Source organism: Actinomadura miaoliensis (assembly GCF_039536785.1).
Taxonomy (GTDB): domain Bacteria; phylum Actinomycetota; class Actinomycetes; order Streptosporangiales; family Streptosporangiaceae; genus Spirillospora; species Spirillospora miaoliensis.
Genome location: NZ_BAAAZG010000086.1, coordinates 45,088 through 70,521, shown reverse-complemented (window position 1 = coordinate 70,521; position 25,434 = coordinate 45,088). Strand labels below are relative to the sequence as shown.

The following is a 25,434-nucleotide window of genomic DNA, read 5'->3' as shown; positions in this document are numbered from 1 at the left end:
CCCGGGCTGTGGCTGGACGATCTGACCTGGGAGTCCGCGGAGTTCACCGAGATCGCCGAGCGTCAGCTGGCGCTGGAGGACGCGGCGGCCCGCGCGGGCTCGCCGCTGCTGGTGTGCGACACCGACGCGTTCGCCACCGCGCTGTGGCACGAGCGCTACCTGGGGTCGCCCGCGCCGGACGTGGAACGGCTGCACGAACGGCCGCCGCACCACCACCTGTGGATCCTCACCGACACCGAGGGCGTCCCGTTCGAGCAGGACGGCTGGCGTGACGGCGAGCGGATACGCGGGTGGATGTCGGGGCGCTTCCGTGATGAGCTTGAGCGGCGCGGCCTGCCGCATGTGGTGGTGACCGGAACGCACGAGGAACGCCTGGCCCGCGCCGTCGCGGCCGTCGACGGTCTGCTGGCCGCGGGGTGGTCGTTCGCCGCGCCCCTCGCCCCGTGACCCTCCGCGTCCGGATGTTCGCGCTATCACCGGTTTTTTCAGGGGTATTGACAGCTCGTTTCGTTAGCGCAAACATTCAGGGCACGCCGACGTGAAGGAGGTCACGTGACCGCCGCCACACCCCCGCCCGCCCGGTCCCGCGCCGCGGTGATGGAGGACGTGGCAGCCCTGGCGGGCGTGTCGGCCATGACGGTGTCGCGGGTGCTCAACTCCCCCGAGAAGGTGCGGCCGCAGACCCGCGCCAGGGTGCTGGCGGCCATGCGGGAGCTGGACTACCGGCCCAACTCCGCCGCGCGCGTGCTGGCCACCGGACGGTCCGGGGTGCTGGGCGTGGTCAGCTTCGACACCACCCTGTACGGGCCGGCGTCCATGCTCTACAGCATCGAGCGGGCCGCCCGCGCCGCCGAGTACTCGGTCAACATCGCCAGCCTGAGCACGCTGACCCCGCGCGCCATCGAGGACGGGGTGGAGCGGCTGCGCGGGCAGTCGGTGGACGGCGTCGTGATCATCGCGCCGCACCAGTCGGCGGCCGAGGGGCTGCGGCGGCTGCCGCCGGACTTTCCGGTGGTCGTGGTGGGCGTGGGCGACGACGTGCCGGCGCCGGTGACGGTGGTGGACCACCGGGCGGGCGCGGTGCGGGTCGTGCGGCACCTGCTCAGCCTCGGCCACGAGACGGTGTGGCACATCGCCGGGCCGGCCGACTGGATCGACGCCAGCGCGCGCGTCGACGGCTGGCGCGCGGTGCTGGCCGAGCACGGCCGGGAGGCGCCCGAGCCGCTGGGCGGCGACTGGAGCGCCCGGTCCGGCTACGAGCAGGGCCGGCGGCTGGCCGCCGATCCGGACGTGACCGCGGTGTTCGCCGCCAACGACCCCATGGCGCTCGGCCTGCTGCGCGCGCTGCGCGAGGCGGGCCGGCGCGTCCCCGAGGAGGTGAGCGTGGTGGGCTTCGACGACGTGCCGGAGGCCCCCTACTTCGCGCCCCCGCTGACCAGCGTCCGCCAGCCGTTCGGCGAGGTGGGACGGCACGCGTTCCAGCTCCTGCTGGAACGCATCGACGGGACCCCGCCGCCGGAGGGCAAGGGCTTCCCGCGCCGCACCGTGGAGCCCGAGCTGGTGGTCCGGGAGAGCACCGCCGCGCCGCCGGGGCGCTGACGAGGAACGACGCGACGAACGGGAGACCGGTGCCGGGCATGATGTTAGCGCTACCACCAGCAAGCGCTTGACCAAGATCGCCGAGACACAGGAAGACAGGCCGTGCGCATCACCAAGATCGGGACCCATGTCGTGGGCACCCCGTGGCGGAACCTGACGTTCGTGACCGTTCACACCGACGAGGGCCTCACCGGAGTGGGCGAGACCCGCATGCTCGGCCACACCGACGCCCTGCTGGGCTACCTGGCCGAGGCCGAACGCCGGCACATCGTCGGCACCGACCCCTTCGACCTGGAGGACCTGGTCCACCGGATGAAGTACGGCGACTACGGCCGGGCCGGTGAGATCGTGATGTCCGGCATCGCCTGCGTCGAGATGGCGTGCTGGGACATCGTCGGCAAGGCCCTCGGCCAGCCGGTCTGGCGGCTGCTGGGCGGCCGGGTCCGCGACCGCGTCAAGGCGTACGCCAACGGCTGGTACACCGTCGACCGCTCCCCCGACGAGTTCCACGCCGCCGCCAAGAAGGTCGTCGACCGCGGCTACCGGGCGCTCAAGCTCGACCCGTTCGGCGCGGGCCGCATGGAACTCGACCACGACGAGACGATGCGGTCGATCGCGCTGGTCGAGGCGGTGCGCGACGCCATCGGCCCCGAGTGCGAACTGCTGGTGGAGATGCACGGACGCTTCTCCCCCGCGACCGCGATCCGGCTGGCCGGGCTGCTGGAGCCGTACGCGCCGAGCTGGCTGGAGGAGCCCACCCCGCCGGAGAACCTCAAGGCCCTGGCCAAGGTCTCCGCGCACACCGGGCTGCCGATCGCCACCGGCGAGCGCATCCACGACCGGTTCGAGTTCCGCGAGCTGTTCGAGCTGCAGGCGGCCGACATCGTGCAGCCGGACGTGGGCCACTTCGGCGGCATCGCCGAGGTGCGCAAGCTGGCCGCCACCGCCGAGACGCACTACGTGCAGGTCGCGCCGCACAACGTGGGCGGGCCGGTGCTCACCGCGGCCACCCTGCAGCTGGGCGTCTGCGTGCCCAACTTCAAGATCCTGGAGCACTTCAACGACTTCGCCGACGCCCCGATCAAGAAGGTGGCGACCGGCGCGCCCGAGGTGGTCGACGGCTACTTCCCGCTGCCGGACAGGCCCGGGCTGGGCGTCGAGCTCGACCTGGACGCGGTCGCCGAGTTCCCCCGCCAGCACGCCGACTTCGACCTGTTCGCCGAGGACTGGCACCTGCGCCGGGGCACCGGCCCCGACTCGCAGAAGGCGCGCCGATGAGCAGATCGCTGGTGGTCGACGAGCCGGGCCGCTCGCGCCTGCTCGTCGGCGACGCCCCCGAGCCCGGACCGGGCGAGGCGCTGGTCCGGGTGGCCGCCGCCGGGCTGTGCGGCAGCGACCGCGAGCTGTTCGACGGCGCCCGTCCGGCCGGCTTCTGCGCCTACCCGATCGTCCCCGGCCACGAGTGGTCGGGCACGGTCGCGGGGGTCGGCCCGGACGTGGACGAGGCGCTCGTCGGCGCCCGGGTCGTCGGCGAGGGGTACCGCGGCTGCCTGGTGTGCGGACCGTGCCGCAACGGCGCGCCGAATCTGTGCGCGGCCGGGTACGACGAGACCGGGTTCACCCGTCCGGGCGCGTTCGCCGACCACCTGGTGGTGCCCGCGCGGCTGCTGCACGTGCTGGCGCCCGGCGCCGACCTGCGCGCCGCGGCCCTGCTGGAACCGGCCGCGGTGATCGCCGCGGCGGTCCGGCACGCGGCGCTGCGGCCCGGTGAGACGGCCGCGGTGGTCGGCGCCGGCACGCTCGGCATGCTGGCGCTGCAGCTGCTGGCGGCCGCGTCCCCGTCCGGGCTGGCGGCGATCGACCCGCGCGCCGAACGCGGCGAGCCCGCGCTGTCGGCGGGCGCCACCGTCTTCTACCGGCCGGGCGAGGCCGCCGAGGAGTACTACGACGTGGTCGTGGAGACGGCGGGCGCGCCCGGCACCGCGCACGCGGCGGTGGCGCTGGCCCGCCGCGGCGGGCGGGTGGTGGTCACCGGCATTCCCGGCGACCCGTCCGACGCCGTGCCGACCGCGCTGCTGGTCACCCGCGCCCTCACCCTGCACACGGTGTTCGGCGCGGGCCCGGCCGACTGGGCGTACGCGGTGCGCGCGTTCGACACCGGCGTGCTGCGGCCCGCCGGCCTGGTCACCCACGAGCTGCCGCTGGCCGAGTTCGAGAAGGCGCTCGCGCTGAGCGCGTCGCCCGGCGCGGGCAAGGTGCTGCTCCGCCCCGACACCGAATGACACGCCCGATGACACGCCGAATGACACGCCCGATGTCCGCTTTCGAGCATTTGCAGAGGTGAACCCCCCGATGGACGGACCCGACGCCCGCCCGCGGCTGCCCGGTGAGCACGCGCTCGGCGAGCTGGGCTTCCCGGCGCGTCCCGAGACCGTGCCGGGCTCGGCCCGCGCCTTCCCCGACGGCGGCGCGTGGCGCACCGAGCTGCCGTCGTGCGAGGGACCGGCCGTGCTGGCGGCGGTGCTGGACGAGAGCGAGCGCCTGGACGTGCCGCTGCACCGCATCAGCCAGGGCTCGGGCGTGTGGATGCTGACCGACGCCGAGATCTCCGAGATGGTCGCCGCCTGCCGCGAACGGAACATCGAGCTGTGCCTGTTCCTCGGCCCGCGCGGCTCGTGGGAGGCGGGCGGCGGGGCGCGCACCTACCCGACGGCGGGGCCGCGCGCCCGGGGCCGCGACCAGCTCGCCCAGTGCGTGGAGGAGGCCGAGCGGGCCGTCGCGCTCGGCGTGCCGTCGCTGCTGGTCGCCGACGAGGGCGTGCTGTGGACGCTGCACCGCATGCGCGCCGCCGGGCGCCTGCCCGCCGACGTCACGTTCAAGGTGTCGGCGCTGGTGGGGCCGGTGAACCCGGCGTCCTACCAGGTGTGGGAGCACCTGGGCGCCGACTCGGTCAACGTGCCCAGCGACCTGACGCTCGCGCAGCTCGCCGAGATCCGCGCGCTCAGCGCCGCGCCCATGGACTTCTACGTCGAGGCGCCCGACGACCTCGGCGGGTTCGTCCGCCTGTACGACGCGGCGGAGCTGATCCGCTGCGGTGCCCCCATCTATCTGAAGTTCGGGCTGCGCAACGCCGCCCCGATCTACCCGGTCGGCCGTCACCTGCTGCCGCTGGCGGTGGAGAGCGGCCGGGAGCGGGTGCGGCGCGGCCGCCTGGTCCTCGACACCCTCGCCCGGCTCGGCGCCGACGCCGGGATGTCGCCCCTCGGCTCCCGGGACCCGGGGCCGCTGGAGCGGTTCCCGGTCACCGGCGCCGCCGCGTCACTCACCGCCCCCTGACCCCTGCCCCCTGAGACCCACCGTCCCGCGACCCCACCCCCCGAGCACCGCTCCGCGCGCATCCGGCGCGACGGACGGCCCCCCACCCCGGAGGAGTAACCCATGAGAATCGGGCGCATCGCTACGGTCCTCTCCGCCTTCGCTCTCACCGCGTCGCTGGCCGCCTGCGGGTCCAGCGAGAAGACGATCGACAAGGAGGCCAGGTCCGCCGACAACTCCGGCGCGCTGATCGGCGTCACCATGCCGACCCGCTCGTCCGAGCGCTGGATCGCCGACGGCGACAACCTCAAGAAGGGGCTGGAGAAGCTCGGCTACAAGGTCGACCTGCAGTACGCCGAGGACAACATCCCCACGCAGGTCAACCAGCTGGAGAACCAGATCACCAAGGGCGCCAAGCTGCTGGTCGTCGCCTCCATCGACGGGACCACGCTGACCACCCAGCTGCAGCAGGCCGCCGACAACGGCATCAAGGTCATCGCCTACGACCGGCTGATCCGCAACAGCCCGAACGTCGACTACTACGCCACGTTCGACAACTACAAGGTCGGCGTGCAGCAGGCGACCTCGCTGCTGGTGGGGCTGAAGGTCAAGAACGCCGACGGCTCGGAGGGCACCGCCAAGGGCCCGTTCAACATCGAGCTGTTCGCCGGCTCGCCCGACGACAACAACGCCACGTTCTTCTACAACGGCGCCATGTCGGTGCTCAAGCCGTACATCGACAGGGGCGTGCTGAAGGTCAAGAGCGGCCAGACCGACTTCAAGACCATCGCGATCCTGCGCTGGGACCCGGCCACCGCGCAGAAGCGCATGGAGGACCTGCTCACCAACGCCTACCGCGACGGGGCCAAGGTGAACGGCGTGCTGTCGCCGTACGACGGGCTGTCCATCGGCATCCTGTCGGCGCTCAAGAGCAACGGCTACGGCACCTCCGGCCAGCCGTACCCGATCGTGACCGGGCAGGACGCCGAGGTCGCCTCGGTCAAGTCGATCCTGGGCGGCGAGCAGTACTCCACGATCTTCAAGGACACCCGCCAGCTGGCGGCCGAGACCGTGAAGATGGCCGACACCGTGCTCAAGGGCGGCAAGCCGACGGTCAACAACACCAAGGACTACAACAACGGCAACAAGGTGGTGCCGTCCCAGCTGCTGGAGCCGGTCATCGTCACCAAGGACAACGTCAAGACGGCGCTGGTCGACACCGGCTACTACACCGCGGACAAAGTCGGCCTGAAGTGACCGGCGCGACCGACAGGACACCGACATGACCGACGACATCCTCCGGATGCACGGCATCACCAAGACGTTCCCCGGCGTCAACGCCCTCACCGGCGTCGACCTGACGGTGCGGCGCGGTGAGATCCACGCGATCTGCGGGGAGAACGGCGCGGGCAAGTCCACGCTGATGAAGGTGCTGTCGGGGGTGTACCCGCACGGCTCGTACGACGGAGAGATCCTCTTCGACGGCGAGCCGTGCCGGTTCTCCGGCATCCGCGACAGCGAGGACCGCGGGATCGTCATCATCCACCAGGAGCTGGCGCTGTGCCCGCAGCTGTCGATCGCCGAGAACATCTTCCTCGGCAACGAGCGCGCCCGCCGGCGCGGCCTGCTCGGCGGGTTCATCGACTGGAACCACACCAACCACGAGGCCGCCGAGCTGCTGGAGCGGGTGGGGCTGCCGGAGAACCCGGTCACCCCGATCGCCGACCTCGGCGTGGGCAAGCAGCAGCTCGTCGAGATCGCCAAGGCGCTGTCCAAGCGGGTGAAGCTGCTGATCCTGGACGAGCCCACGGCCGCGCTCAACGACGAGGACTCCGCGCACCTGCTGGACCTGGTGCGCGGCCTGCGCGACGACGGCATCACCAGCGTGATCATCTCGCACAAGCTCAACGAGGTGCTGGCGATCGCCGACTCGATCAGCATCCTGCGCGACGGGCGGATGATCGAGACGCTGGACGCCGCCGCCGACGACGTCACCGAGGACCGGATCATCACCGGGATGGTGGGCCGCGACCTGGAGCACCGCTACCCGCCGCGGGAGCCGCGGATCGGGGAGGAGGTGCTGCGGATCGAGGACTGGACGGTGCACAGCCCGTCCCAGCACGACCGCAAGGTGGTGGACGGGGCGTCGCTGACGCTGCGCCGCGGCGAGATCGTCGGGCTGGCGGGGCTGATGGGCGCGGGCCGCACCGAGCTGGCGATGAGCGTGTTCGGCCGCTCGTACGGGGTCGGCACGTCCGGGCGCGTCCTGAAGGACGGCCGGCAGATCGACGTGCGCACGGTGCGGGACGCCATCCGGCACGGCATCGCCTACGCCACCGAGGACCGCAAGCGCTACGGCCTCAACCTGATCGAGGACATCAAGCGCAACGTCTCGGCCGCCGGGCTGTCGCGCCTGGCCAGCCGCGGCTGGGTGGACGGCAACGAGGAGTACCGGGTCGCCGACGAGTTCCGCGCGAGCATGAACATCAAGGCGCCGGACGTCGGCGCGGTCACCGGCAAGCTCAGCGGCGGCAACCAGCAGAAGGTCGTGCTGTCCAAGTGGATCTTCACCGATCCGGACGTGCTGATCCTGGACGAGCCGACCCGCGGCATCGACGTGGGCGCCAAGTACGAGATCTACTCGATCATCAACCGGCTGGCCGGAGAGGGCAAGGCGATCCTGCTGATCTCCTCCGAGCTGCCCGAGCTGCTGGGCATGTGCGACCGCGTCTACACGATGGCGGCGGGCCGGATCACCGGTGAGGTGCCGCGCGCGGAGGCCACCCAGGAACGCCTCATGTACCTGATGACCAAGGACAAGGAACAGGAGACGGTTCAATGAGCGAGCCGGAGGGGCGCGGCGTCGCCTGGACTGACGAGCGAGGGACGAGCGAGGAGGGAAGGCGGCGCCTTCTCGGCGCCCCGGAGGCGAGCGGGGGGCAGGGATGAGCCGCACCGCGCCCGCGAGCGCCGACGCCGGCGCAGCCACGAGCAAGACCGGCCCGGCGGCGTCCGGGCCCGGCAACGGCAGGCCGCTGTCCCAGCTGACGATCAACGTCCGGCAGAGCGGCATCTACATCGCCTTCGCCCTGATCGTCGTGCTGTTCACGGTGCTGACCGGCGGGGACCTGCTGCAGCCGCAGAACATCTCCAACATCATCGTGCAGAACTCCTACATCCTGATCCTGGCGATCGGGATGATCCTGATCATCATCTCCGGGCACATCGACCTGTCGGTGGGGTCGGTGGTCGGCGTGACCGGCGGGATCGCGGCCGTGCTGATGGTCAACCACGACGTGGCGTGGCCGCTGGCGCTGCTGCTCACGCTGGCCGCGGGCGCCGCGATCGGGGCCTGGCAGGGCTACTGGATCGCCTACTTCGGCATCCCGTCGTTCATCGTGACGCTGGCGGGGATGCTGCTGTTCCGCGCGCTGACCCTGACCGTGCTGGGCAACCAGGGCATCGGCCCGTTCCCCGACGAGGTCCGCACGCTGTCCAACGGGTTCACCGAGGGCTACCTCGGCAACATCGGGCTCGGTGTGCTGGGCGGCGCGGACCTGTTCAGCCTGCTGGTCGGGATCGGCGTCGTCGCCGGGCTGGCGGTGGCGCAGTGGCGCACCCGCACGGCGCGCCTGGGCTACCGGCAGACGGTCGACCCGTTCCCGGTGTTCGTGCTGAAGATCGCCGCCGCCGGTGCGCTGATCATGGCGGTGACCGTGCAGCTGGCCCGCTTCCACAACCTGCCGTGGGTGCTGGTGCTGCTGGCGGCGCTGGTGCTGGGCTACACGGTGCTGACCACCCGGACGGTGTTCGGCCGCCGCATCTACGCGGTCGGCGGCAACCTGCAGGCGGCGCAGCTGTCCGGCGTCAAGGTCAAGTCGATCGTGTTCTGGCTGTTCGTGAACATGGGCGTGCTGGCCGCGCTGGCCGGGGTGATCTTCGCCGGGCGGCTCAACCAGGCGGGCCCGACCGCGGGCAACACCTTCGAGCTGGACGCCATCGCGGCGGCGTTCATCGGCGGCGCGGCCGTGCAGGGCGGCGTCGGCAAGGTGGTCGGCGCGATCACCGGCGGCCTGATCATGGGCGTGATCAACAACGGGATGTCGCTGATGGGCGCGCCCAGCGAGCGGGTGATGCTCGTCAAGGGCCTGGTGCTGCTGGCGGCCGTCGCGTTCGACGTCTGGACCAAGCGCCGCTCCGGCAGCCCGCTGCTGCGCTAGCCGCGCCCGCACCGCGCGGCGCCGCCGGGGCCGCGGCGCCGGATCCATGTCCTCGGGGGGTCAACGCATCACCTGAGAGGAGAGTCATGAGGTTCCTTCCGCCCCTCACGGGGGCCTCACTGCTGGTCGCCGCCCTGGTGGCGGCGACGGGCCCGGCGTCGGCGTCCCCCGGCGCCGCCGCCCCGGCGCGCACCGCCCCGAAGATCACCAAGGAGCCGTTCGGGAAGCTGCCGGACGGCACGGCGGTCGAGCGGTACACGCTGTCCAACGGCCGCGGCATGACCGTGCGCGTGCTGACCTACGGCGGGATCGTCCAGTCGCTGGAGGTGCCCGACCGGCGCGGCCGCACCGGCAACGTCGCCCTGGGCTTCGGCAGCCTGGCGGGCTACCTGTCGCCGACGTACCAGGACGAGAACCCCTACTTCGGCGCCCTCATCGGCCGGTACGGCAACCGCATCGGCAAGGCCCGCTTCACGCTGGACGGCAAGACGTACCGGCTCGGCGCCAACGACGGGGACAACAGCCTGCACGGCGGCGACAAGGGCTTCGACGAGAAGGTCTGGAAGGCCGAACCCGCCCGCGACGGCGACGAGGTGTCGCTGCGACTGTCCTACACCAGCCGGGACGGCGAGGAGGGCTACCCGGGCACGCTGGAGACCACCGTCACCTACACCGTCACGCCCAAGAACGAGCTGCGCATCGGCTACCGGGCGACGACCGACAAACCCACCGTCGTCAACCTGACCAACCACACCTACTTCAACCTGGCCGGTGAGGGCTCCGGCAGCGTCCTCGACCACAGCCTCCAGATCAACGCCGGCCGGTACACGCCGGTCGACTCGACGCTGATCCCCACCGGGGAGCTGGCGTCCGTGCGCGGCACCCCGTTCGACTTCACCCGCCCGCACACGATCGGCGAGCGCATCCGGGACGGCCACCCGCAGCTGGTGATCGGCCGCGGCTACGACCACAACTTCGTCCTGGACGGCCGGGGACTGCGGCACGCCGCCCGCGTCACCGAGCCGGTGTCCGGCCGGGTCATGGACGTGCGCACCACCGAGCCGGGCGTCCAGTTCTACTCCGGCAACTTCCTGACCGGCCGCCTGGTCGGCACCGGCGGCCGCGCCTACCGGCAGGGCGACGGCTTCTGCCTGGAGACGCAGCACTTCCCGGACTCGCCCAACCAGCCGCGGTTCCCGTCCACGGTGCTGCGCCCCGGCCAGACCTACGACACCACCACCGTCTACTCCTTCTCCACCCGATGACAGACGTCGAGATCGCCCTCGCCCGGCGCGCCGCGCTGGGCGAGGGCCCCACCTGGGACCCCGCTTCCGGCCGCCTGCTGTGGGTGGACATCCTCGCCTCCGAGGTGCACGCCTACGACCCGTCCACCGGCACGGACACCGTCCGGCCCACCCCGCAGCACGTCGGCGCCGCCAAGCCGCGCGCCTCGGGCGGTCTGGTCGTCAACCTGCGCGACGGCGTCGGCCTGTACGCGCCGGACGGCTCGTTCCGCTGGCTGGCCGAGTGGCCCGAGGAGGGCTGCCGGGGCAACGACGCCGCCGTCGCCCCCGACGGCGTCCTGTGGGCGGGCACCATGCGCTACGACGAGGCCCCCGGCGGGGGGCGCCTGCGCCGTGTGACGCCCGAGGGGAAGGTCACCACCGTCCTGAACGACGTGACCGTCAGCAACGGCCTCGCCTGGAGCCCCGACGGGCGCCTGATGTACTACGTGGACACGCCGACGCGCCGCGTCGACGTGTTCCAGGGCGACGACCGCCGCGTGTTCGCCCACGTCCCCGGCCTGCCCGACGGCCTGACCGTGGACGCGGACGGGTGCGTGTGGGTGGCGCTGTGGGGCGGTGGCCGCGTCCTGCGCTACACCCCCGCCGGGGTGCTGGACCGCGCCGTCGAGGTACCCGCCCGCCAGACCACGGCGTGCGCGTTCGGCGGCCCCGGCCTGCGCGACCTCTACATCACCACCGCCACCGTCGGCGCACCCGCCGACGACGCCCACGCCGGTTCCCTGTTCGTCCTGCCCGACGCGGGCCAGGGCCTCCCCAGCCCGGCCTTCCCCGCCTGACCCGTTCACCGCGGGCGTCGCCGCGGGCGCGCCGGCGTCTCGACGTGGCCGGTCAGGCGGGGGCCAGGCGGACGCACTGGCGGCAGGCGCGGGCGGACGAGGCGACCGCGGCGTGGGAGGCGGCGGCGAGCACGCCCGCGAGGGCGACGAGCGGCCAGTCGGCGGCCAGCAGCGACGCGACGGCGAGCGCCATCGCGGCGACGCCCATCACCACGGCGGCGGTGGTCCCCGCCCACGCCACCGCGACGAGCAGCCGGTGCGGCGTGGGCAGGCGCCGGGCGAGGACGCCGGTGACCGCCAGCGTCGCGGCCGCCGGCAGCGCCGCGCCGGTCGCGACGCCCGCCAGCTGGGCCGCCAGCACCTGCACCGCGCGGGGCGGCTGCCAGCCGTCCCCGGGACCGCCGCTGCGCAGCAGGTACCAGCAGGCGAGCAGGCACGGCACGGTGAGGGCCACCACGCGGGCGGTGTGCCGGGCCTGCGCGATGGTCAGCTCGCGCTGGCAGCTCGGCGCGATCTCCTCGGGGGTGCCGAACCCGCGCACCGCCTCGCGGACGGCGCGCCGCCGCGGCATCCCCTCGCCGGCGTGGGCGTCGGCCGCGTCGGTGAGGCCGTCGCGGATCTCCTGGACCATCCGGTTCTTGACCCGGGCGGGTCCGCGCAGGACCGCCGCCAGGGACGCGACGTACTCCTCGACCGGATCGGGGCCGTGCTCGTCCGTCACGGTGTCGATCACGTGGCCCGTCCCGGAGCGGGCGCCGGGTTCAGCACCGCGCCGATCGCCCTGGTGAACTCGTCCCACGCCGTGCGCTCCTCGGCCAGGGTGCGCCGTCCCGCGTCGGTGAGCTCGTAGCAGCGCCGGCGCCGTTCGCCGACCGACTGCCAGCTGCTGCGCAGCAGCCCCAGCCGCTCCAGCCGGTTCAGCGCGGGATACATCGTGCCCGTGCGCAGCTCCAGCGCTCCGCCGCTGCGCTCCTGGACGGCGGCGATGATCGCGTAGCCGTGCAGCGGGCCGGACTCCAGCACGGCCAGCAGCAGTCCGTCCAGGTGTCCCCGTACCGCGTCGCCCTTCATAGGTAGCCAGCCTACAGGTCGACGTGTAGGCGTGCTATGTATTGGTAGCCAATACATAGGTGCCCTACCGAAAGGGATGCGCAGTGACCAAACTGCTGCTGTCGGTGCACGTCCTCGCGGCGATCCTGACCATCGGGCCGGTCGCCGTCGCCGCCTCGCTGTTCCCCCGCTATGCCCGCGAGACGGCCGCCGGCGAACGCTCGCCGGGGGTGACCGCGTTCCTGCACCGGATCTGCCGCGGCTACACCGTCGTCGGCGTCGCGGTGCCGGCCTTCGGGCTGGCCACCGGCGCCCAGATGGGCGTCCTCACCGACGCCTGGCTGGTCGTCTCGATCGTCCTCACCGCGATCGCCGCGGTCCTGCTCGCGGCGGTCATCCTGCCCGTTCAGCGACGCCTGCTGGCCGTGGAGGGAGCGGCCGCGGAGGGAGAGGCCGCGGACGCGACCGCTGCGCGGGGCGCCGCGCGGCTGGCGATGGCCACCGGGATCTTCAACCTGCTGTGGGCGGTCGTCGTCGTGCTGATGATCGTGCGGCCCGGCTCCACCACGGGAGCGTGACCGCCGTGCGCGCGCTGCGGATCGCGGCCGCCGCCGAGGCGGTCTCGCTGGCGGTCCTGCTGGCCAACCTGGTCACCGTGCACACCGAGGCGATCAGCTCCCTCGTCGGCCCGCTGCACGGCACGGCCTACCTCGCCGTCATCGCGGCCACCTGGCTGACCCCGGAGACCGCCGTACCGGGGGCCAGATGGCGCTCCGTCGTCCCGGGAATCGGCGGCCTGCTCACCCTGCGCCGGATCGGGTGAAGTGCGCACCGCGCCACCGAGGCCGCCACCCGGTCCCGGGCGGTGACCGGCGGCGGGTCACGGGAGCCAGGCGATGGTGGTGATGCGGAACTCGCGGATGTCGTCCAGGACGACGTACTCGTAGATCACGGGGTGGCCGGGCACAGTCGCGCTGTAGGCCACGGCGTCGCCGTCCATGGAGTGCCCCGGCGGCGGCCGTCCCCCGTCGATGGCGGCGCCGCCGCGCCGCGCGAGGTCCTTGAAGTGCTCGACCACCGTGTCGTGCAGCGGGGTCGGCATCGCCTCGATCTCCCCCGCGGCGTCCTCGGTGCAGAAGACGGTCCAGCCGCGCCGGGGCGCGGTCACCGTTCGGATTCGCCGCGCGGCTCCGGCAGCGGTACGAGGTTGCGCCCCGCCACCCCGTCGGCGTGGCGGCGCCGGCGGCCGGGCACCTGGTCGAGGACGGCGTCCATCCACCAGCGCTCCAGCACGCCGTCCAGCTCGGGCCCCTGCTCGGCGGTCAGCACCTCGCCGTAGAACCTGGCGCGTTTCTCCCTGGTCAGCGCCTCGCCGATGGCCTTGATCGTGCGCGGGACCGGCCGCACCCGCCCGGCCCGGCCGGGCCCCTCAGGCTGTGCGCTCATGCCACTCCCGTCTCGCCGCGTCCCGTCTCCCCCGAGACGCTACAGCAGCACGCCGACATCTTCCCCCCATGCCGTATCAGCCGGTGTCCCGGGCACTCAACGCGCCGCGCCGACGACGTCCGCATCCCGGAGATCAGGGGTGGTCGGGGACGGCGCGCAGCGGCGGCCGGGTCTCCAGGAGGGGGTCCGCGTGGCGGCCGAGGACGGTGAGCCACGCGGTGAACTCGTCCTCCTTCACCCGTGCGGCGAACTCGCGGTACTCGACGTCGACCGGCGTCGGGTGGTGGCGGATCACCTCGTCGTACACCCGGTCGGAGGCGGCGAACACCAGGTCGGCGCACGAGTCGGCCAGGGCGCGCCGGACGGGCGAGGCGTCGATGAGCCGGGCGGCGTGGATCAGGGCGCGGCCGCTGACGCCCTGCTCGTCCCGGTACACCGGGCCGATGTGCAGGGCGCCGCGCAACTGGATGCGGGCGGCGGGGCTGGCGCACTTGTTGTGCCGCCGGATCTCCAGGTGCAGCCAGATCGGCAGGCCCTCGGCGAGGGCGCGGGCGGGGACGGTGGGCGGGAGGACGGCGAGCACGCCGTCGCCGTGGTCCTGCCGGTAGTAGACGGTGCGGGGCACGGCGACGCGGTCGAGGGCGCCGAAGACGATCTGGTAGAGCCCGCGCCGCACGGCCAGCTGGATGTCGGCGTCGCGGTCGGGACGGCCGAAGCTCGCCACGTCGAAGAACAGGATGGGGCAGTACGTGCCGGACACGTCGGCGTCGTTGCGGTGCGCCGGCATGGGCTGGTACGCCGGGGGTTGTTCGTAAGTCATGGAGTCGACCTCCTGCCTGCGAGATTGCCCCTGGGCGGGCGGGGGCCGCCGCGTCCGGGCCGGCGTCGTCCGCCGGGGCGCGGCGGCGCCGGAGGCGGCGACGGCCCTCCGTCCGCCGGGTCCTCAGGAAGAGCCGGTGGCGCGGCGTGCGGATCCGGTGCGCCGCGCGGCCGCCGGGCCGGGCCCGCGATGGCGGGTCGTCGCCCGGCTGTTTCGGTCAGGTCGTCAGGGGATCGCCCGTGCCTGATCTCGCTGTCGAATGCGACGTTAGTCCGCCGGTCCCGCGCGGGGGGAGAGCAATCCCCTTACACATCCGGACGCGCTTCCCCGAATATGGACGCCGTTATCCGTCAATAGCGACGCGGCGGCGGCGGGCGCCTCATGCGTTCCACATGATCTCCCGCCGTTCTACTTACTTGTGCACATTCGGCCTGCCGAACGAGATGTTCCCGCCACATCCGAGTACTCCCGGTTATCCTCCCAGGCAGGTAATGATTCCCGGGGTTTCCCAATGATCGGGAAATCCGGGAGGGGTCGGGAGGTGCTGGCGGCCGTGCCCAGGCCGAAACGGGAGATCAAGCCGTCGACGGTGCGTTTCATCGCGATGCTGCGCGCCCTCGACCTGGCGGTGAACTCCCACGGCGTCTCGCACGCGCAGCTGGAGCGGCGGCTGTGCGACTGGATGGCGGAGGGCCAGCAGGCCGAGACGCGGCTGCGGGAAAGCCCGGGAGGCGCGGACCGGGAGCGGCTGACCACCCTGGTCGCCCGGAAGAACGACGTCGAGCAGAGCGGCCTGGCCCGCACCGACGGCCGCCGGGCCAAGGCGGGCGGGCAGCGGATCGGCGAGCTGGTCTCCGGGAAGTTCCCGGCGGGCCGGACGCCGCCGCGGCGCCGCGTCGAGGTGTGCGTCGCCGTGCTCCTGGAGTTCCTGGCGGAGAACGACCCGGACGGTTTCGCCGCCGGAGAGTACGGGACCCGCAGGTCGTGGCTGGAATGGTGGCGGCAGGCCGACCAGGGGCAGGAGCCCGACATCGGGGACGGGTCGCTGACCGTCTGGGGCTATCTGAACACCGCGCTGGAGCAACTGCGCCAGGCCGGCGTCCACGTCGGCGCCAGCGTGCGGGCCGAGGAGCCCGCGCCCGCCGACCTCTCCGGCCTGCTGGCCGAACGCGACCAGGCGCTGGAACGGGCGCGGCAGGCCGAGAAGCTGCTCGACGAGGCCAGGGCCAGGGCCGACGACGCCACAGCCCGGGCCGACGAAGCCACGACCCGGGCGGACGAAGCCACGGCCAGGGCGGACGAAGCCACGGCCCGGGCCGACGAGGCCGCGGCCAGGGCGCGGGAGGAGGCACGGGCACGGCAACAAGCACGGGACGAGCGGGACGAGGCGCGCAGGCGCGCCGACCGGCTGCGGAGGCGGGCGGCGGCCCTGGCCATGGCCTCGGCCGGTCTCGCGGCGTTCGCGGGCGTCGCGGCCGACCGGCTGCTCCTCGCCGGTCCGCCGGCCCACACGGTCGAGTTCGCCGCGCCCGCCCAGGAGGTCACCGCGTCCCAGCGTCCAGTGTTCACCCTCAGCCGGGGCCTGCCGGCGGGCACCGACTGGACGCTGCGCGTCCGGCTCACCGTGACCCCCACCGACCCCGTCTCGGCCTGCACGTTCGGGATGCGGATCACCGCGCACGCCGAGGCCGACGGGCGGCCGCTGCCCTCGTTCACCTCCCGTCCCGGGCAGACCGACATCACCCAGGTGGTGCCCCTCGGCGGACGCGGCGGCCGGGAGCTGCGCCTGGTCGTCACCCGCCTGGTCACCGACCCCCAGTGCACGCTTCGCCTGGACCCGGCGGGGTCGCGGGCGACGGCGCCCGGCTGAACGAGGACCACGATGCCGCACCGCTCCGTTTTCCGCCTGGCCGCCGTCGCCGCGCTGCTGCCCCTGTTCACCGCCGCCGCGTGCCGCCAGGCCACGCCCGAGCCCGTGCCCAGCGCGTCCCACGGCCCGCTGTACGCGATGAACCGGGCGCTGCGCGTCGGCATCAAGGCCGACCAGCCGGGCATCGGGCTGTGCAACGCGGCGGGCAGCCAGTGCACCGGGCTGGACGTCGACATCGCGACCGAGATCGCCAAGGCGCTGCGCGTCGAGCCGGTCTTCCAGCCCGTCGTCTCCGGCAACCGCGAGCGGCTGCTGCTGAACGGCGGTGTCGACCTGGTGATCGCCAGCTACTCCATCAGCGAGGAACGCCTGAAGGTGATCGACTTCGCCGGGCCCTACCTGATCTCGGCGCAGGACACCCTGATCCGCTCGGACGACCGGAGCATCACGGGGCTGGACGACCTCAAGGACAAGATCACCTGCGGGGCGCAGGGCTCCAGCTCACCGCTGCGGCTGGCCATCCGGTTCGGCGGGTCCCAGGACATCGGCAACGCCTGGGCCAGGCGGCACCTGCGCCTCGTCGACGGCTTCGGCGACTGCCTCCCCCTGCTGCTGGACGGCACCGTCGACGCGATGTCCACCGACGACTCGATCCTGGCCGGATTCGCCCGCGACCCGCGCTACCGGGGCCGGGTGCGGCTGCTCGGCCAGCCGTTCTCCAGCCACCGCGAGAAGTACGGCATCGGCATGCGCAAGGGCGATCCGGCCGACCGCGCGTTGATCAACCGGACGCTGAACCAGATGATCCGGGACGGCCGCTGGGAGCGGATCGTCCGCAGGCATCTCGGCCCCGCCGCGCCCCGCCTCCTGCATCCCGAGAACCGCCCCACCCCGCCCATCGAGTGATCATCCGAAAACACCCGGCCGCGTTTCACATGACTTTCGGCAGCAAGTCGGAAATGCCACCGAAAAGGGAATTCTCGCGTGCGGCCGGCCGGGTCCCGAGAAGGGGCCCGGCCGGCCGGTCGGCGAGGGGTCAGTTCAGGGTGCCGGTGCGGGCCTCCTTGGGGGTCAGGGGACGCAGGATCGTGGTGTAGGTGTAGTCGCGGTCAGGGCGCACCTGGTACTCGGGGCGGACCGGGTTGGGGGTGTCGCCCACGCCGGTGACGGCGTGGTTGACGTGCAGGGTGTTCCACCCCGGGTTGCGTTTGAGCGCGAACGGGTACAGGGCGCGGTCCAGGTCGTCGTACGGGGTGACGCTGACCTCCAGGTCGCCGCCCACCAGCAGCCCCGCGCGGCCGTCGGACAACATGGCCCAGCGCACGTCGTCGTGGTTGCCGTGGTCCTGGGGCCGGTAGTAGTCGACGTACTGCTCGTCCACCGTGGAGGACCACACGCCCATGGGGGTGCCGTCCTTGCGGTCGTTGTAGTTCTCCACGGGGCCGCGTCCGTACCAGGCGAAGCGTTCGAAGCGTTCGGGCGTCTTCACCGTGTAGCCGACGCGGGCCAGGTAAGGCAGGGTGCGTGCGTCGCCCTGGGGGCTGACGTGGTGGCTCAGCTCGATCTGGCCCGAGCCGTCCACCGTGTAGGTGGTGGTCTGGTCGAACCAGGCGTTGTGGCCGGGCGCCTGGGCGCGGCTGGTGATCTGCACCCTGGCCGTGGCGCCGGGCGTGGCGGTGACGGACGTCGGCGTCGTGACGAGGCGGTCGAGGCCCGCGCGGCGCCAGTTCTCGCCTTCGGCGTTGCCCCACGTGTAGGTCTCGTTGCTGATCGGGGGACGCCACACGTCCAGTTCGGGGCCCGTCTCGACGAGCTCGGTGCCCTTGTACCGCATCGAGGTGAGGGTGCCCTCGGCCTTGTCGAAGACGTACCGGAAGTCGCGTCCGGTGACGATGACCTCCTTGTCGTTCTGGGCGGTCTCGACGGTTCCGGTGGCGGGCCTGCGGACGTGCGGCACCTTCGTCCCGCCCGCCGGGAACTGGCCGAACCCGACGACGTGGCCGGGCCTCGCGTACCACTCGCGGTCCTTCAGGACGGCCTCGACGGTCAGCCACCGCTCGGCGTCGGACGGGTTGGCGGGCGGCGCCGGGATGGACGCCCGCGTCGAGCCGCCCGGGTCGAGCCTCAGCGGCTCGCGGCCGGAGCGCAGCACCCGGTCGCCCTCGGTGTAGCGCCAGCGCAGCTCCAGGTCGGAGGTGCCGGCGAAGGTCCGCTCGCTGGCCACCGTGACGGTCTCGCCGGAGCGGGTGACGCGGATCGGCGAGTGCACCCAGGCGAGCTGGGCGGTCTCGGGCTGGACGAAGCGGTCGGAGCCGACCAGGCCGTCGACTCCCGACAGGCTCTGCCCGTTGGACAGGAACGAGCCTTCGGTGTCGAACTGGTCGAAGTCGAGCGCCAGCGCCGCGTCCTTCTTCGGGTCGGCGCCGGACGCCAGTTCCTCGGCCGTCAGGGCGCGGGGGTAGACGCGGACCTGGTCGATGGTGCCCTTGGCGAACCGGCCGTGGTCGTTGTCCTGCATGGTCTCGGGGTTGCGGGCGATGTTCAGGTCGGCCGACGACCAGTCGATGGCCCCGGTGAACGGGACCCGCGCGGCCTCGCTTCCGTCCACGTAGAGGCGGACGGCGGTGCCGTCGTAGGTGCCGGTGACGCGGTGCCAGCGGTCGTACCAGTCGGCGGGGACGGGCGCGCGGACGGTGCGCCACGTGCCGCTGTGCACGAAGAACTCCAGGGTGTTCTCGTTGCTCATCTTCAGCGCCCACTGGTGGTCGCCCTTGGCGATCATCGTGAAGTCGCCGGTCCAGGGCCGCACCGGCTTGACCCACGCGTCCAGAGTGACGGCGGTGCCGGTGATGTCGAGCCGGCGATCCCGGTAGACCTCGACGAAGTCATCCAGGCCGGAGAAGTAAAGCGCTTTCCCCTCATGTCCGTCGACGACCTTCGGGATGCCCTGAATCCAGCTCTTTATCTTGTTCCCGGACGAGTCGGGCGTGGTGGTCAGGGGGTGCCGCATGTTGGCCTCCGCCCAGTCCCAGATGAAGCCGCCCTGCACCTGCGGATACTTGCGGACGACCTCCCAGAACTCGCGGAAGTTGCCGAGGCTGTTGCCCATCGCGTGGGCGTACTCCCCCATGATGATCGGCTTGGTGGTGGAGTTCGCCTGCTGCTCCAGCCGCGCCGGGGTCGGGTAGCGCGGCCCCCACACGTGCGCGAACGGCGCGTCCCCGTCGGGCGAGTTGGACTGGTGGTACAGCGGCCGCGTCGGGTCGGTCGCGGTGGCGTACTCGGCCATCCTGGTGTGCGCGACACCGAGCCCGGCCTCGTTGCCGGTGTCCCACATCAGCACGCTGGGGTGGTTCTTGTCGCGGGCGACCATCGCCTGGAAGCGCTCCGCGAACGCCTTCTGCCATTCGGGACGGTCGGCCAGGCAGTCGTTGGGCGCGGCCCGGTTGCAGTTCTCCCAGTTGTGGGTCTCGATGTCGACCTCGTCGTCGATCCAGACGCCGCGCCGGTCGGCCAGGTCGTACAGGTACGGGTCGGACGGGTAGTGCGCGGTGCGGATCGCGTTGATGTTGAGCCGCTTCATCAGCGCGACGTCCGCGTCCATCCGCTCGCGGGTCTGGTGGCGTCCGGTGTCGGGGTCGGTCTCGGGGCGGTTGACGCCCTTGATGAGGATCCGCCTGCCGTTGACCAGCAGCTGCCGGTTCCTGACCTCGATCTCGCGGAAGCCGATCGTCTCGCTGGTGGTGTGCGTGACGCGGCCGTCGGGCCCGGCCAGTTCCAGGACGAGCGTGTAGAGGTTCGGTGTCTCGTCGGTCCACTTGGCGGGGTCGGCGACGGGCGCGCTGAGCTTGAGCGTCGCGGTGTCGCCGGTGACCGTCGTCGTCCCGGAGAAGGTCTGCACACGGCGGCCCCGGGGGTCGACGAGGGTGGCCTTGACGGTGTGCTCGCCCCGCTCGCCCTGCTTGCTGGCGAGTGTCAGCGTGGCGTTGAGGGTGGCGTCGCGGTACGAGGCGTCCAGGTCGGTGGTGACGTAGGCGTCGCGCACGTAGGTCTTGGGCGTGGAGTAGGCCCACACCGACCGGAAGATGCCGCTGTAACGCCACTGGTCGACGTCCTCCAGGTACGACCCGGAGCTCCACCGGTGCACCTGGACGGCGACGGTGTTGGCGCCCTTGCGCACGTGGTCGGTGACGTCGAACTCGGCGGGCGTGTAGCCGCCCTGGTCGTAGCCGACGTACCGGCCGTTCACCCACAGGAGGTAGGCGCTGGTGACGCCCTCGAACCGCAGGAAGACGCGGCGGCCGTCCCAGCTTGAGGGAACGTCGAAGCGCTTCACGTACGCGCCCGTCGGGTTGACGTCCTTGGGCGTGCGGGGCGGGTCGTCCGGCACCATCTCGGTGGGGATGTTGCGGAAGATCGGGTGGTCGAGCCGGTCGCTCTGCCAGGTGTGCGGCACCTTCACCTTGGTCCAGCGGGAGGTGTCGTACCCCTCGCGGTAGAAGCCCTCGGGGACCTCGGCGGGACGGTCTGCCATGGCGAGGCGCCACTCCCCGTCGAGTGAGCGCTCCCATCGCGACCCGCGCGAGGCGGCGGCGTCGTCGCGGTCGTCGTACGGGCGCAGCACCGAGTGCGGGGGCTCCTGCCCCTCGGCGGTCATCTGGGGGTCGTCGAGGTAGGTGTAGACGTCGGGCGGCGGCCCGGACGGTGCGCTGCGCGCGGCGGCCGGGACGGTCGCCAGCCCGGTGGCGGCGAGCACGACGGCCAGGACGAGCAGCAGTCGGGAGCGGACGAGGGTGCCCAGGGGTGGGAGCAGGGGTGGGGGCATGGGTCGCGGTGCCTCCTCTGGCCGGGCGCAGCCCCCTGACAACGCCCGAAACGGCGTTCTGACGGATGAGGTGAAGCCCTCGTTCTGGGACGCTAGGCGCCGCGGGTGATCACGTCAACGAACGTGCCGGAGTGTGGCGACAGACGCCACAGATGTCACCGGGACGTGGCGGAATTCGCCAGGCGACCGGGTTGCGCCCCCCTCCCCCGCGCCGGAAACAGGCGGGCCGGAATCCGGTCAGTCGATGCGGAAGAGGTCCTCGTCGATGCGGTCGAGGGCCAGCCGGACCGCGCCGAGGCCGACCGCCTCGTCGCCGAGGGTGGAGACCTCGATGCGGGTCGGGCTCAGGGTCAGCGGCCGCACCTGCTCGCGCAGCTCGGCGACCAGGCGGTCGCCGGCCAGGGCGCCGCCCACCACGACCATCTCGGGGTCGAGCGCGAGCACCATGACGGCCACGCCCCTGGCCATGCGGCGGGCCAGCTGCCGCACCAGGGCGGCGGCGCGCGGGTCGCCCTGCGCGGCGGCGGTCAGCACGCGTTCGGCGGCGCGGCCGGTGCCGAGCTCGGGGTGGGACTCGCCGATCAGCCCGGCGGTGGTGTCGCGCCAGCCCAGCTCGGGCAGCATGCCGACCTCGCCCGCCGCGCCCCAGCGGCCCCGGTGCAGCCGGCCGCCGAGGATCGCGCCGGCGCCGGTGTGCAGGCCCGCCTGCACGGCCACCACGTCGTCGACGTCGCGGGCCACGCCGCGCCAGCGTTCGGCCATCACCGCCAGGTTGGCGTCGTTCTCCACCAGGACCGGGCAGCTGAACGAGCGGCCCAGCTCGCGGCCCAGGCCGAGCCCCTGCCAGCCGGGCACGACGGTGCAGAACGCGATGGTGCCGTCCGGGTCGATGACACCGGGGGTGCCGACGCCGACCGCCCACAGCAGCGACCGCGCGACGCCCGCCTCGGCCAGGCACGTCTTGACGGCGGCGCGCACCGCGGCCAGGCGGTCGGACGCGGCCAGCGACACGTCCAGGTCCAGCCGGTGCGAGCCGACGACCCGGCCGGTCAGGTCGGCCAGGAACAGCTGGGTCCAGTGCGCGTCGATCTCCACGCCCAGCGCGTACCCGGCCTCGCCGCGGAACCGGTAGCGCCGCGCCGGGCGCCCCAGGCCGTGCCCGGCGCGGGGCGCCACCTCGGCCACCAGGCCGCGCTCGGCCAGCTCGCCGAGGACGCCCTCGGTGGTGGGGCGCGACAGCCCGACCCGCTTGGCCAGCTCGCTGAGCGTGGGCTCGCCGCCGTCGCGCAGGGCGCGCAGGACGGCGGCGGAGTTGAGCCGGCGCAGCACCGACGGGTCGCCCCCGTGCAGGGGCGCGCCCGCGGGGCGGCCGGTCGCGGCCGGACGGGCGGGATCGCCCGGCGAGCCGCCGGGCCGGCCGGGATGGGCGGATTGGGACACGGCACCTCTTGACAGGGGTCGGCGGACCGAGGACATTATTGCAAAACTTCTTACGAAATGACCTTGCGTAAGTCGCGGAGCGCGGCCGGGACGGTCCGGACGGGCGGCCGCCGGCGTGCGCCGTGCGCGGCGCGGGTCCAGGTCAGGAGGCACGAGGCATGCAGAGGACGGGGCCCACGCTCGCGGTTGCGGGGGCGGGTCTGCGGGGCGCCACCTACGCCCGGCGGGCCCTGGAGACCGGGCGGGCCCGGGTGGTCGCGGTGGCCGAGCCGGACCCGGAGCGCCGCCGCCGGTTCGCCGAGCGGCACGGCATCCCGCCCGAGCGCGCCTTCGCCGACTGGCGGGACCTGGCCGCCGCCGGCCGCGTCGCCGACGGCGTGATCATCGCGACGCAGGACGCCGAGCACGCCGAGCCCGCGGTGCGGTTCGCCGCACTGGGCTACCACATCCTGCTGGAGAAGCCGATGGCCACCAGCGAGGCCGACGCGGTGCGGGTGCTGGAGGCCGTCGAGCGGAGCGGCTCGATGCTGGCCGTGTGTCACGTGCTCCGTTATACGCCCTACACCCGGATGATCAGAGAGCTGGTCGAGAGCGGCCGGATCGGCACCCCGACCAGCGTGCAGCATCTGGAGCCGGTCGGCTGGTGGCACCACGCCCACTCCTACGTGCGCGGCAACTGGCGGCGCGAGGACGAGTCCGGCCCCATGCTGCTGACCAAGTCCTGCCACGACGTCGACTGGCTCGTCCACGTGATGGGCGAGATCCCGTCCCGGGTGGGTTCGTTCGGGCGGCTGTCGCACTTCCGTCCCGAGAACCGGCCCGAGGGCGCCGCGGACCGCTGCGTGGACTGCCCCGTGGAGAAGCGGTGCCCCTACTCGGCGACCCGCCTGTACCTCTCCTGCCTCGGCGACCCCGACCGGGAGACCTGGCCGCTCGGCGCGGTGACGCAGGACCTCACCGAGCAGGGCGTCCTGCGGGCGCTGCGCGAGGGCCCCTACGGGCGCTGCGTGTACGCCTGCGACAACGACGTGGTCGACCACCAGGTGGTGAACATGGAGTTCCCCTCCGGGGCGACCGCCTCGTTCACGGTGACCGCCTTCTCCCCGTACGCCCAGCGGCAGACCCGCATCTTCGGCACCGCCGGCTGCATCGAGGGCGACGGCGTACGGATCTCGCTGCGCGACTTCGTCACCGGCGAGGTGGAGACCTACGACACCGGCGAGGCGAACCGGGCGGAGGACGGACGGCACGACGAGGCCGACGCCGCGCTGGCCGACGCGTTCATCGCCGCGCTCGCCGACGGCGACCACACCCCGCTCACCAGCGACGCCCGCGAGAGCCTGGCGTCGCACCGGGTGGTGTGGGCGGCCGAGCGGGCGCGGCGCACCGGGACCGTCGTGGAGATCGACCCGCATACGACGTGACCTGTGGAACGTGACGTGTGGAACGTGATCTAGGGAGAGCGAACCGATGACGACGAGACGACGCTGGGCGGGCGGTGTGGCGGGGGCGCTGTCCCTGACCCTGGCGCTGGGCGCGTGCGGCGGGGACGGCGACGGCGGGTCGTCGGTGCCGTCCACCAACGAGGGCCGGGGGAACATCACGTTCGCCACCGGCAAGGACCTCACCGGAACGATCCAGAAGCTGGTCGGCAAGTGGAACGCCGCGCACCCCAAGGAGCAGGTGCGCATCATCGAGCTTCCGGAGGACGGCGACCAGACGCGCCAGCAGTTGGTGCAGAACGCGCAGATCAAGTCGGACGCCTACGACGTGATCCGGCTGGACGCGGTGTGGACGGCCGAGTTCGCCGCGCGCCGGTGGGTGCTGCCGCTGGCGCAGGAGAAGCTGGACACCGGCTCGTTCGTCCCGGCCGCGCTGCAGACCGGGATGTACCGGGGGAAGCTGTACGCGGCGCCGTGGCTGACCGGCACCGGCATCCTCTACTACCGCAAGGACCTGCTGTCGGCGGCGGGCGTGAAGGAGCCGCCGACCACCTGGGCACAGCTGCGGGACGCCTGCGACAAGGTCGGCCGCACGCCCGAGGGCAAGGGCGTCGACTGTTACGCGGGCCAGCTCGACAAGTTCGAGGGCCTGACCGTCAACTACTCCGAGGCCGTGCAGTCGGCGGGCGGGCAGGTGTTCGACGCGAACGGCAAGCCGCAGGTGAACACGCCGCAGGCCAAGGACGGGCTGCGGTTCCTGGTGGACTCCTACAAGCAGGGCGTGATCCCCTCCAAGGCCGTCACGTTCAAGGAGGAGGAGGGGCGGCGCGCGTTCCAGGACGGCAAGCTGGTCTTCCACCGCAACTGGGCGTACGTGTACGCGCTGGCGTCCGCCGAGGACGGCACGTCCAAGGTGAACGGCAAGTTCGACGTGGCGCCGCTGCCCGGCAAGGACGGGCTCGGCTCGGGCACGCTGGGCGGCAACAACCTGGCGGTGTCGGCGTTCTCCAGGCACCAGGCCACCGCGCGCGACTTCATCGCCTACATCGTGAGCCTGGACGTGCAGCGCGAGTACGGCAAGGAGCAGTCGTTCCCGCTGTCGCGCTCGGCGCTGTACGACGACGCCGCGATGATCAAGCAGTACCCGTACCTGCCGGTGCTGAAGAAGAGCCTGGACGCGGCCAAGCCGCGGCCCGTCGCGGTCCGCTACAGCGAGGTGACCGCCGCGATCCAGGACCAGGTCACCGCCGCCGTCACCGGTAAGAAGACGGTCGACCAGGCCGCGGCCGACCTGCAGAACGCCCTGTCCGGCCTCGCCGACTGA

Annotated in this window: 23 protein-coding genes; 16 read left to right on the top strand and 7 right to left on the bottom strand. The window is 72.8% G+C overall.

Going from position 1 to position 25,434, the window contains the following annotated elements; genetic code table 11:
- From ABD811_RS42935 to ABD811_RS42890, 10 genes are all read left to right on the top strand, one after another.
- A partial coding sequence (locus ABD811_RS42935; protein WP_344959391.1) for an AAA family ATPase occupies positions 1–447 on the top strand: 447 nt, incomplete at its 5' end.
- 105 nt (positions 448–552) lie between these two features.
- On the top strand, positions 553–1,599 hold the full coding sequence (locus tag ABD811_RS42930; protein WP_344959389.1) for a LacI family DNA-binding transcriptional regulator: 1,047 nt from the start codon (positions 553–555) through the stop codon (positions 1,597–1,599).
- A 102-nt stretch (positions 1,600–1,701) separates the two neighbouring features.
- Positions 1,702–2,877 carry a mandelate racemase/muconate lactonizing enzyme family protein gene (locus tag ABD811_RS42925; protein ID WP_344959388.1) on the top strand — a complete coding sequence of 392 codons (1,176 nt, stop codon included), beginning with the start codon at positions 1,702–1,704 and terminating at the stop codon, positions 2,875–2,877.
- Positions 2,874–3,881, top strand: coding sequence for a zinc-dependent alcohol dehydrogenase (locus ABD811_RS42920; RefSeq protein ID WP_344959386.1), 1,008 nt, complete (start codon positions 2,874–2,876; stop codon positions 3,879–3,881). Before ABD811_RS42925 ends, ABD811_RS42920 begins: the two co-directional genes overlap by 4 nt.
- Before the next feature lie 70 nt (positions 3,882–3,951).
- The gene (locus ABD811_RS42915; RefSeq protein WP_344959384.1) at positions 3,952–4,935 is read left to right on the top strand and encodes a hypothetical protein; all 984 of its coding nucleotides are present in this window, start codon (positions 3,952–3,954) and stop codon (positions 4,933–4,935) included.
- Between the two features lie 102 nt (positions 4,936–5,037).
- Positions 5,038–6,171 (top strand): multiple monosaccharide ABC transporter substrate-binding protein, encoded by a 1,134-nt coding sequence (chvE, locus tag ABD811_RS42910; protein ID WP_344959381.1) that lies wholly within the window; start codon positions 5,038–5,040, stop codon positions 6,169–6,171.
- 25 nt (positions 6,172–6,196) lie between these two features.
- Positions 6,197–7,756 (top strand): multiple monosaccharide ABC transporter ATP-binding protein, encoded by a 1,560-nt coding sequence (mmsA, locus tag ABD811_RS42905; RefSeq protein WP_344959379.1) that lies wholly within the window; start codon positions 6,197–6,199, stop codon positions 7,754–7,756.
- A gap of 103 nt (positions 7,757–7,859) precedes the next feature.
- Positions 7,860–9,134, top strand: a complete 1,275-nt coding sequence (gene mmsB / locus ABD811_RS42900; RefSeq protein WP_344959377.1) for a multiple monosaccharide ABC transporter permease — start codon at positions 7,860–7,862, stop codon at positions 9,132–9,134.
- 86 nt (positions 9,135–9,220) lie between these two features.
- Positions 9,221–10,399, top strand: coding sequence for an aldose epimerase family protein (locus tag ABD811_RS42895; RefSeq protein ID WP_344959375.1), 1,179 nt, complete (start codon positions 9,221–9,223; stop codon positions 10,397–10,399).
- On the top strand, positions 10,396–11,217 hold the full coding sequence (locus ABD811_RS42890; protein WP_344959373.1) for an SMP-30/gluconolactonase/LRE family protein: 822 nt from the start codon (positions 10,396–10,398) through the stop codon (positions 11,215–11,217). The genes ABD811_RS42895 and ABD811_RS42890 overlap by 4 nt, the downstream gene beginning before the upstream one ends.
- Before the next feature lie 52 nt (positions 11,218–11,269).
- On the opposite strand, the gene ABD811_RS42885 is transcribed toward ABD811_RS42890, so the two are convergent.
- Together ABD811_RS42885 and ABD811_RS42880 are read right to left on the bottom strand one after the other, a co-directional pair.
- Positions 11,270–11,950, bottom strand: coding sequence for a permease prefix domain 1-containing protein (locus ABD811_RS42885; RefSeq protein WP_344959371.1), 681 nt, complete (start codon positions 11,948–11,950; stop codon positions 11,270–11,272).
- Positions 11,947–12,288, bottom strand: a complete 342-nt coding sequence (locus tag ABD811_RS42880) for a PadR family transcriptional regulator (RefSeq protein WP_344959369.1) — start codon at positions 12,286–12,288, stop codon at positions 11,947–11,949. Before ABD811_RS42880 ends, ABD811_RS42885 begins: the two co-directional genes overlap by 4 nt.
- Before the next feature lie 83 nt (positions 12,289–12,371).
- On the opposite strand from ABD811_RS42880, the gene ABD811_RS42875 reads away from it, so the two are divergent.
- Positions 12,372–12,845 (top strand): DUF2269 family protein, encoded by a 474-nt coding sequence (locus tag ABD811_RS42875; protein ID WP_344959367.1) that lies wholly within the window; start codon positions 12,372–12,374, stop codon positions 12,843–12,845.
- The gene (locus ABD811_RS42870) at positions 12,842–13,090 is read left to right on the top strand and encodes a DUF3817 domain-containing protein (protein ID WP_344959364.1); all 249 of its coding nucleotides are present in this window, start codon (positions 12,842–12,844) and stop codon (positions 13,088–13,090) included. Before ABD811_RS42875 ends, ABD811_RS42870 begins: the two co-directional genes overlap by 4 nt.
- 57 nt (positions 13,091–13,147) lie before the next feature.
- Here ABD811_RS42870 and ABD811_RS42865 read toward each other — a convergent pair whose 3' ends face one another.
- The 3 genes from ABD811_RS42865 to ABD811_RS42855 form a co-directional block, all read right to left on the bottom strand.
- Complete coding sequence (locus ABD811_RS42865; RefSeq protein WP_344959362.1) at positions 13,148–13,435, bottom strand: hypothetical protein; 288 nt, start codon at positions 13,433–13,435, stop codon at positions 13,148–13,150.
- The gene (locus ABD811_RS42860; RefSeq protein WP_344959360.1) at positions 13,432–13,713 is read right to left on the bottom strand and encodes a hypothetical protein; all 282 of its coding nucleotides are present in this window, start codon (positions 13,711–13,713) and stop codon (positions 13,432–13,434) included. Before ABD811_RS42860 ends, ABD811_RS42865 begins: the two co-directional genes overlap by 4 nt.
- A 133-nt stretch (positions 13,714–13,846) precedes the next feature.
- Positions 13,847–14,533 (bottom strand): hypothetical protein, encoded by a 687-nt coding sequence (locus ABD811_RS42855; protein WP_344959358.1) that lies wholly within the window; start codon positions 14,531–14,533, stop codon positions 13,847–13,849.
- Positions 14,534–15,086: 553 nt separating this feature from the next.
- On the opposite strand from ABD811_RS42855, the gene ABD811_RS42850 reads away from it, so the two are divergent.
- Positions 15,087–16,403 (top strand): hypothetical protein, encoded by a 1,317-nt coding sequence (locus ABD811_RS42850; RefSeq protein ID WP_344959356.1) that lies wholly within the window; start codon positions 15,087–15,089, stop codon positions 16,401–16,403.
- Between the two features lie 12 nt (positions 16,404–16,415).
- Complete coding sequence (locus ABD811_RS42845) at positions 16,416–17,309, top strand: transporter substrate-binding domain-containing protein (protein WP_344959355.1); 894 nt, start codon at positions 16,416–16,418, stop codon at positions 17,307–17,309.
- Between the two features lie 130 nt (positions 17,310–17,439).
- On the opposite strand, the gene ABD811_RS42840 is transcribed toward ABD811_RS42845, so the two are convergent.
- A complete protein-coding gene (locus ABD811_RS42840) occupies positions 17,440–21,228 on the bottom strand; it encodes a glycoside hydrolase family 2 TIM barrel-domain containing protein (RefSeq protein WP_344959354.1) in 3,789 nt (1,262 codons plus the stop codon).
- Between the two features lie 237 nt (positions 21,229–21,465).
- On the bottom strand, positions 21,466–22,668 hold the full coding sequence (locus ABD811_RS42835) for an ROK family transcriptional regulator (RefSeq protein ID WP_344959352.1): 1,203 nt from the start codon (positions 22,666–22,668) through the stop codon (positions 21,466–21,468).
- 158 nt (positions 22,669–22,826) lie between these two features.
- On the opposite strand from ABD811_RS42835, the gene ABD811_RS42830 reads away from it, so the two are divergent.
- Both ABD811_RS42830 and ABD811_RS42825 read left to right on the top strand, forming a co-directional pair.
- Positions 22,827–24,092 carry a Gfo/Idh/MocA family protein gene (locus ABD811_RS42830; protein WP_344959351.1) on the top strand — a complete coding sequence of 422 codons (1,266 nt, stop codon included), beginning with the start codon at positions 22,827–22,829 and terminating at the stop codon, positions 24,090–24,092.
- Between the two features lie 46 nt (positions 24,093–24,138).
- Positions 24,139–25,434: an ABC transporter substrate-binding protein gene (locus tag ABD811_RS42825; protein WP_344959349.1), complete on the top strand. Its 1,296-nt coding sequence runs from the start codon at positions 24,139–24,141 to the stop codon at positions 25,432–25,434.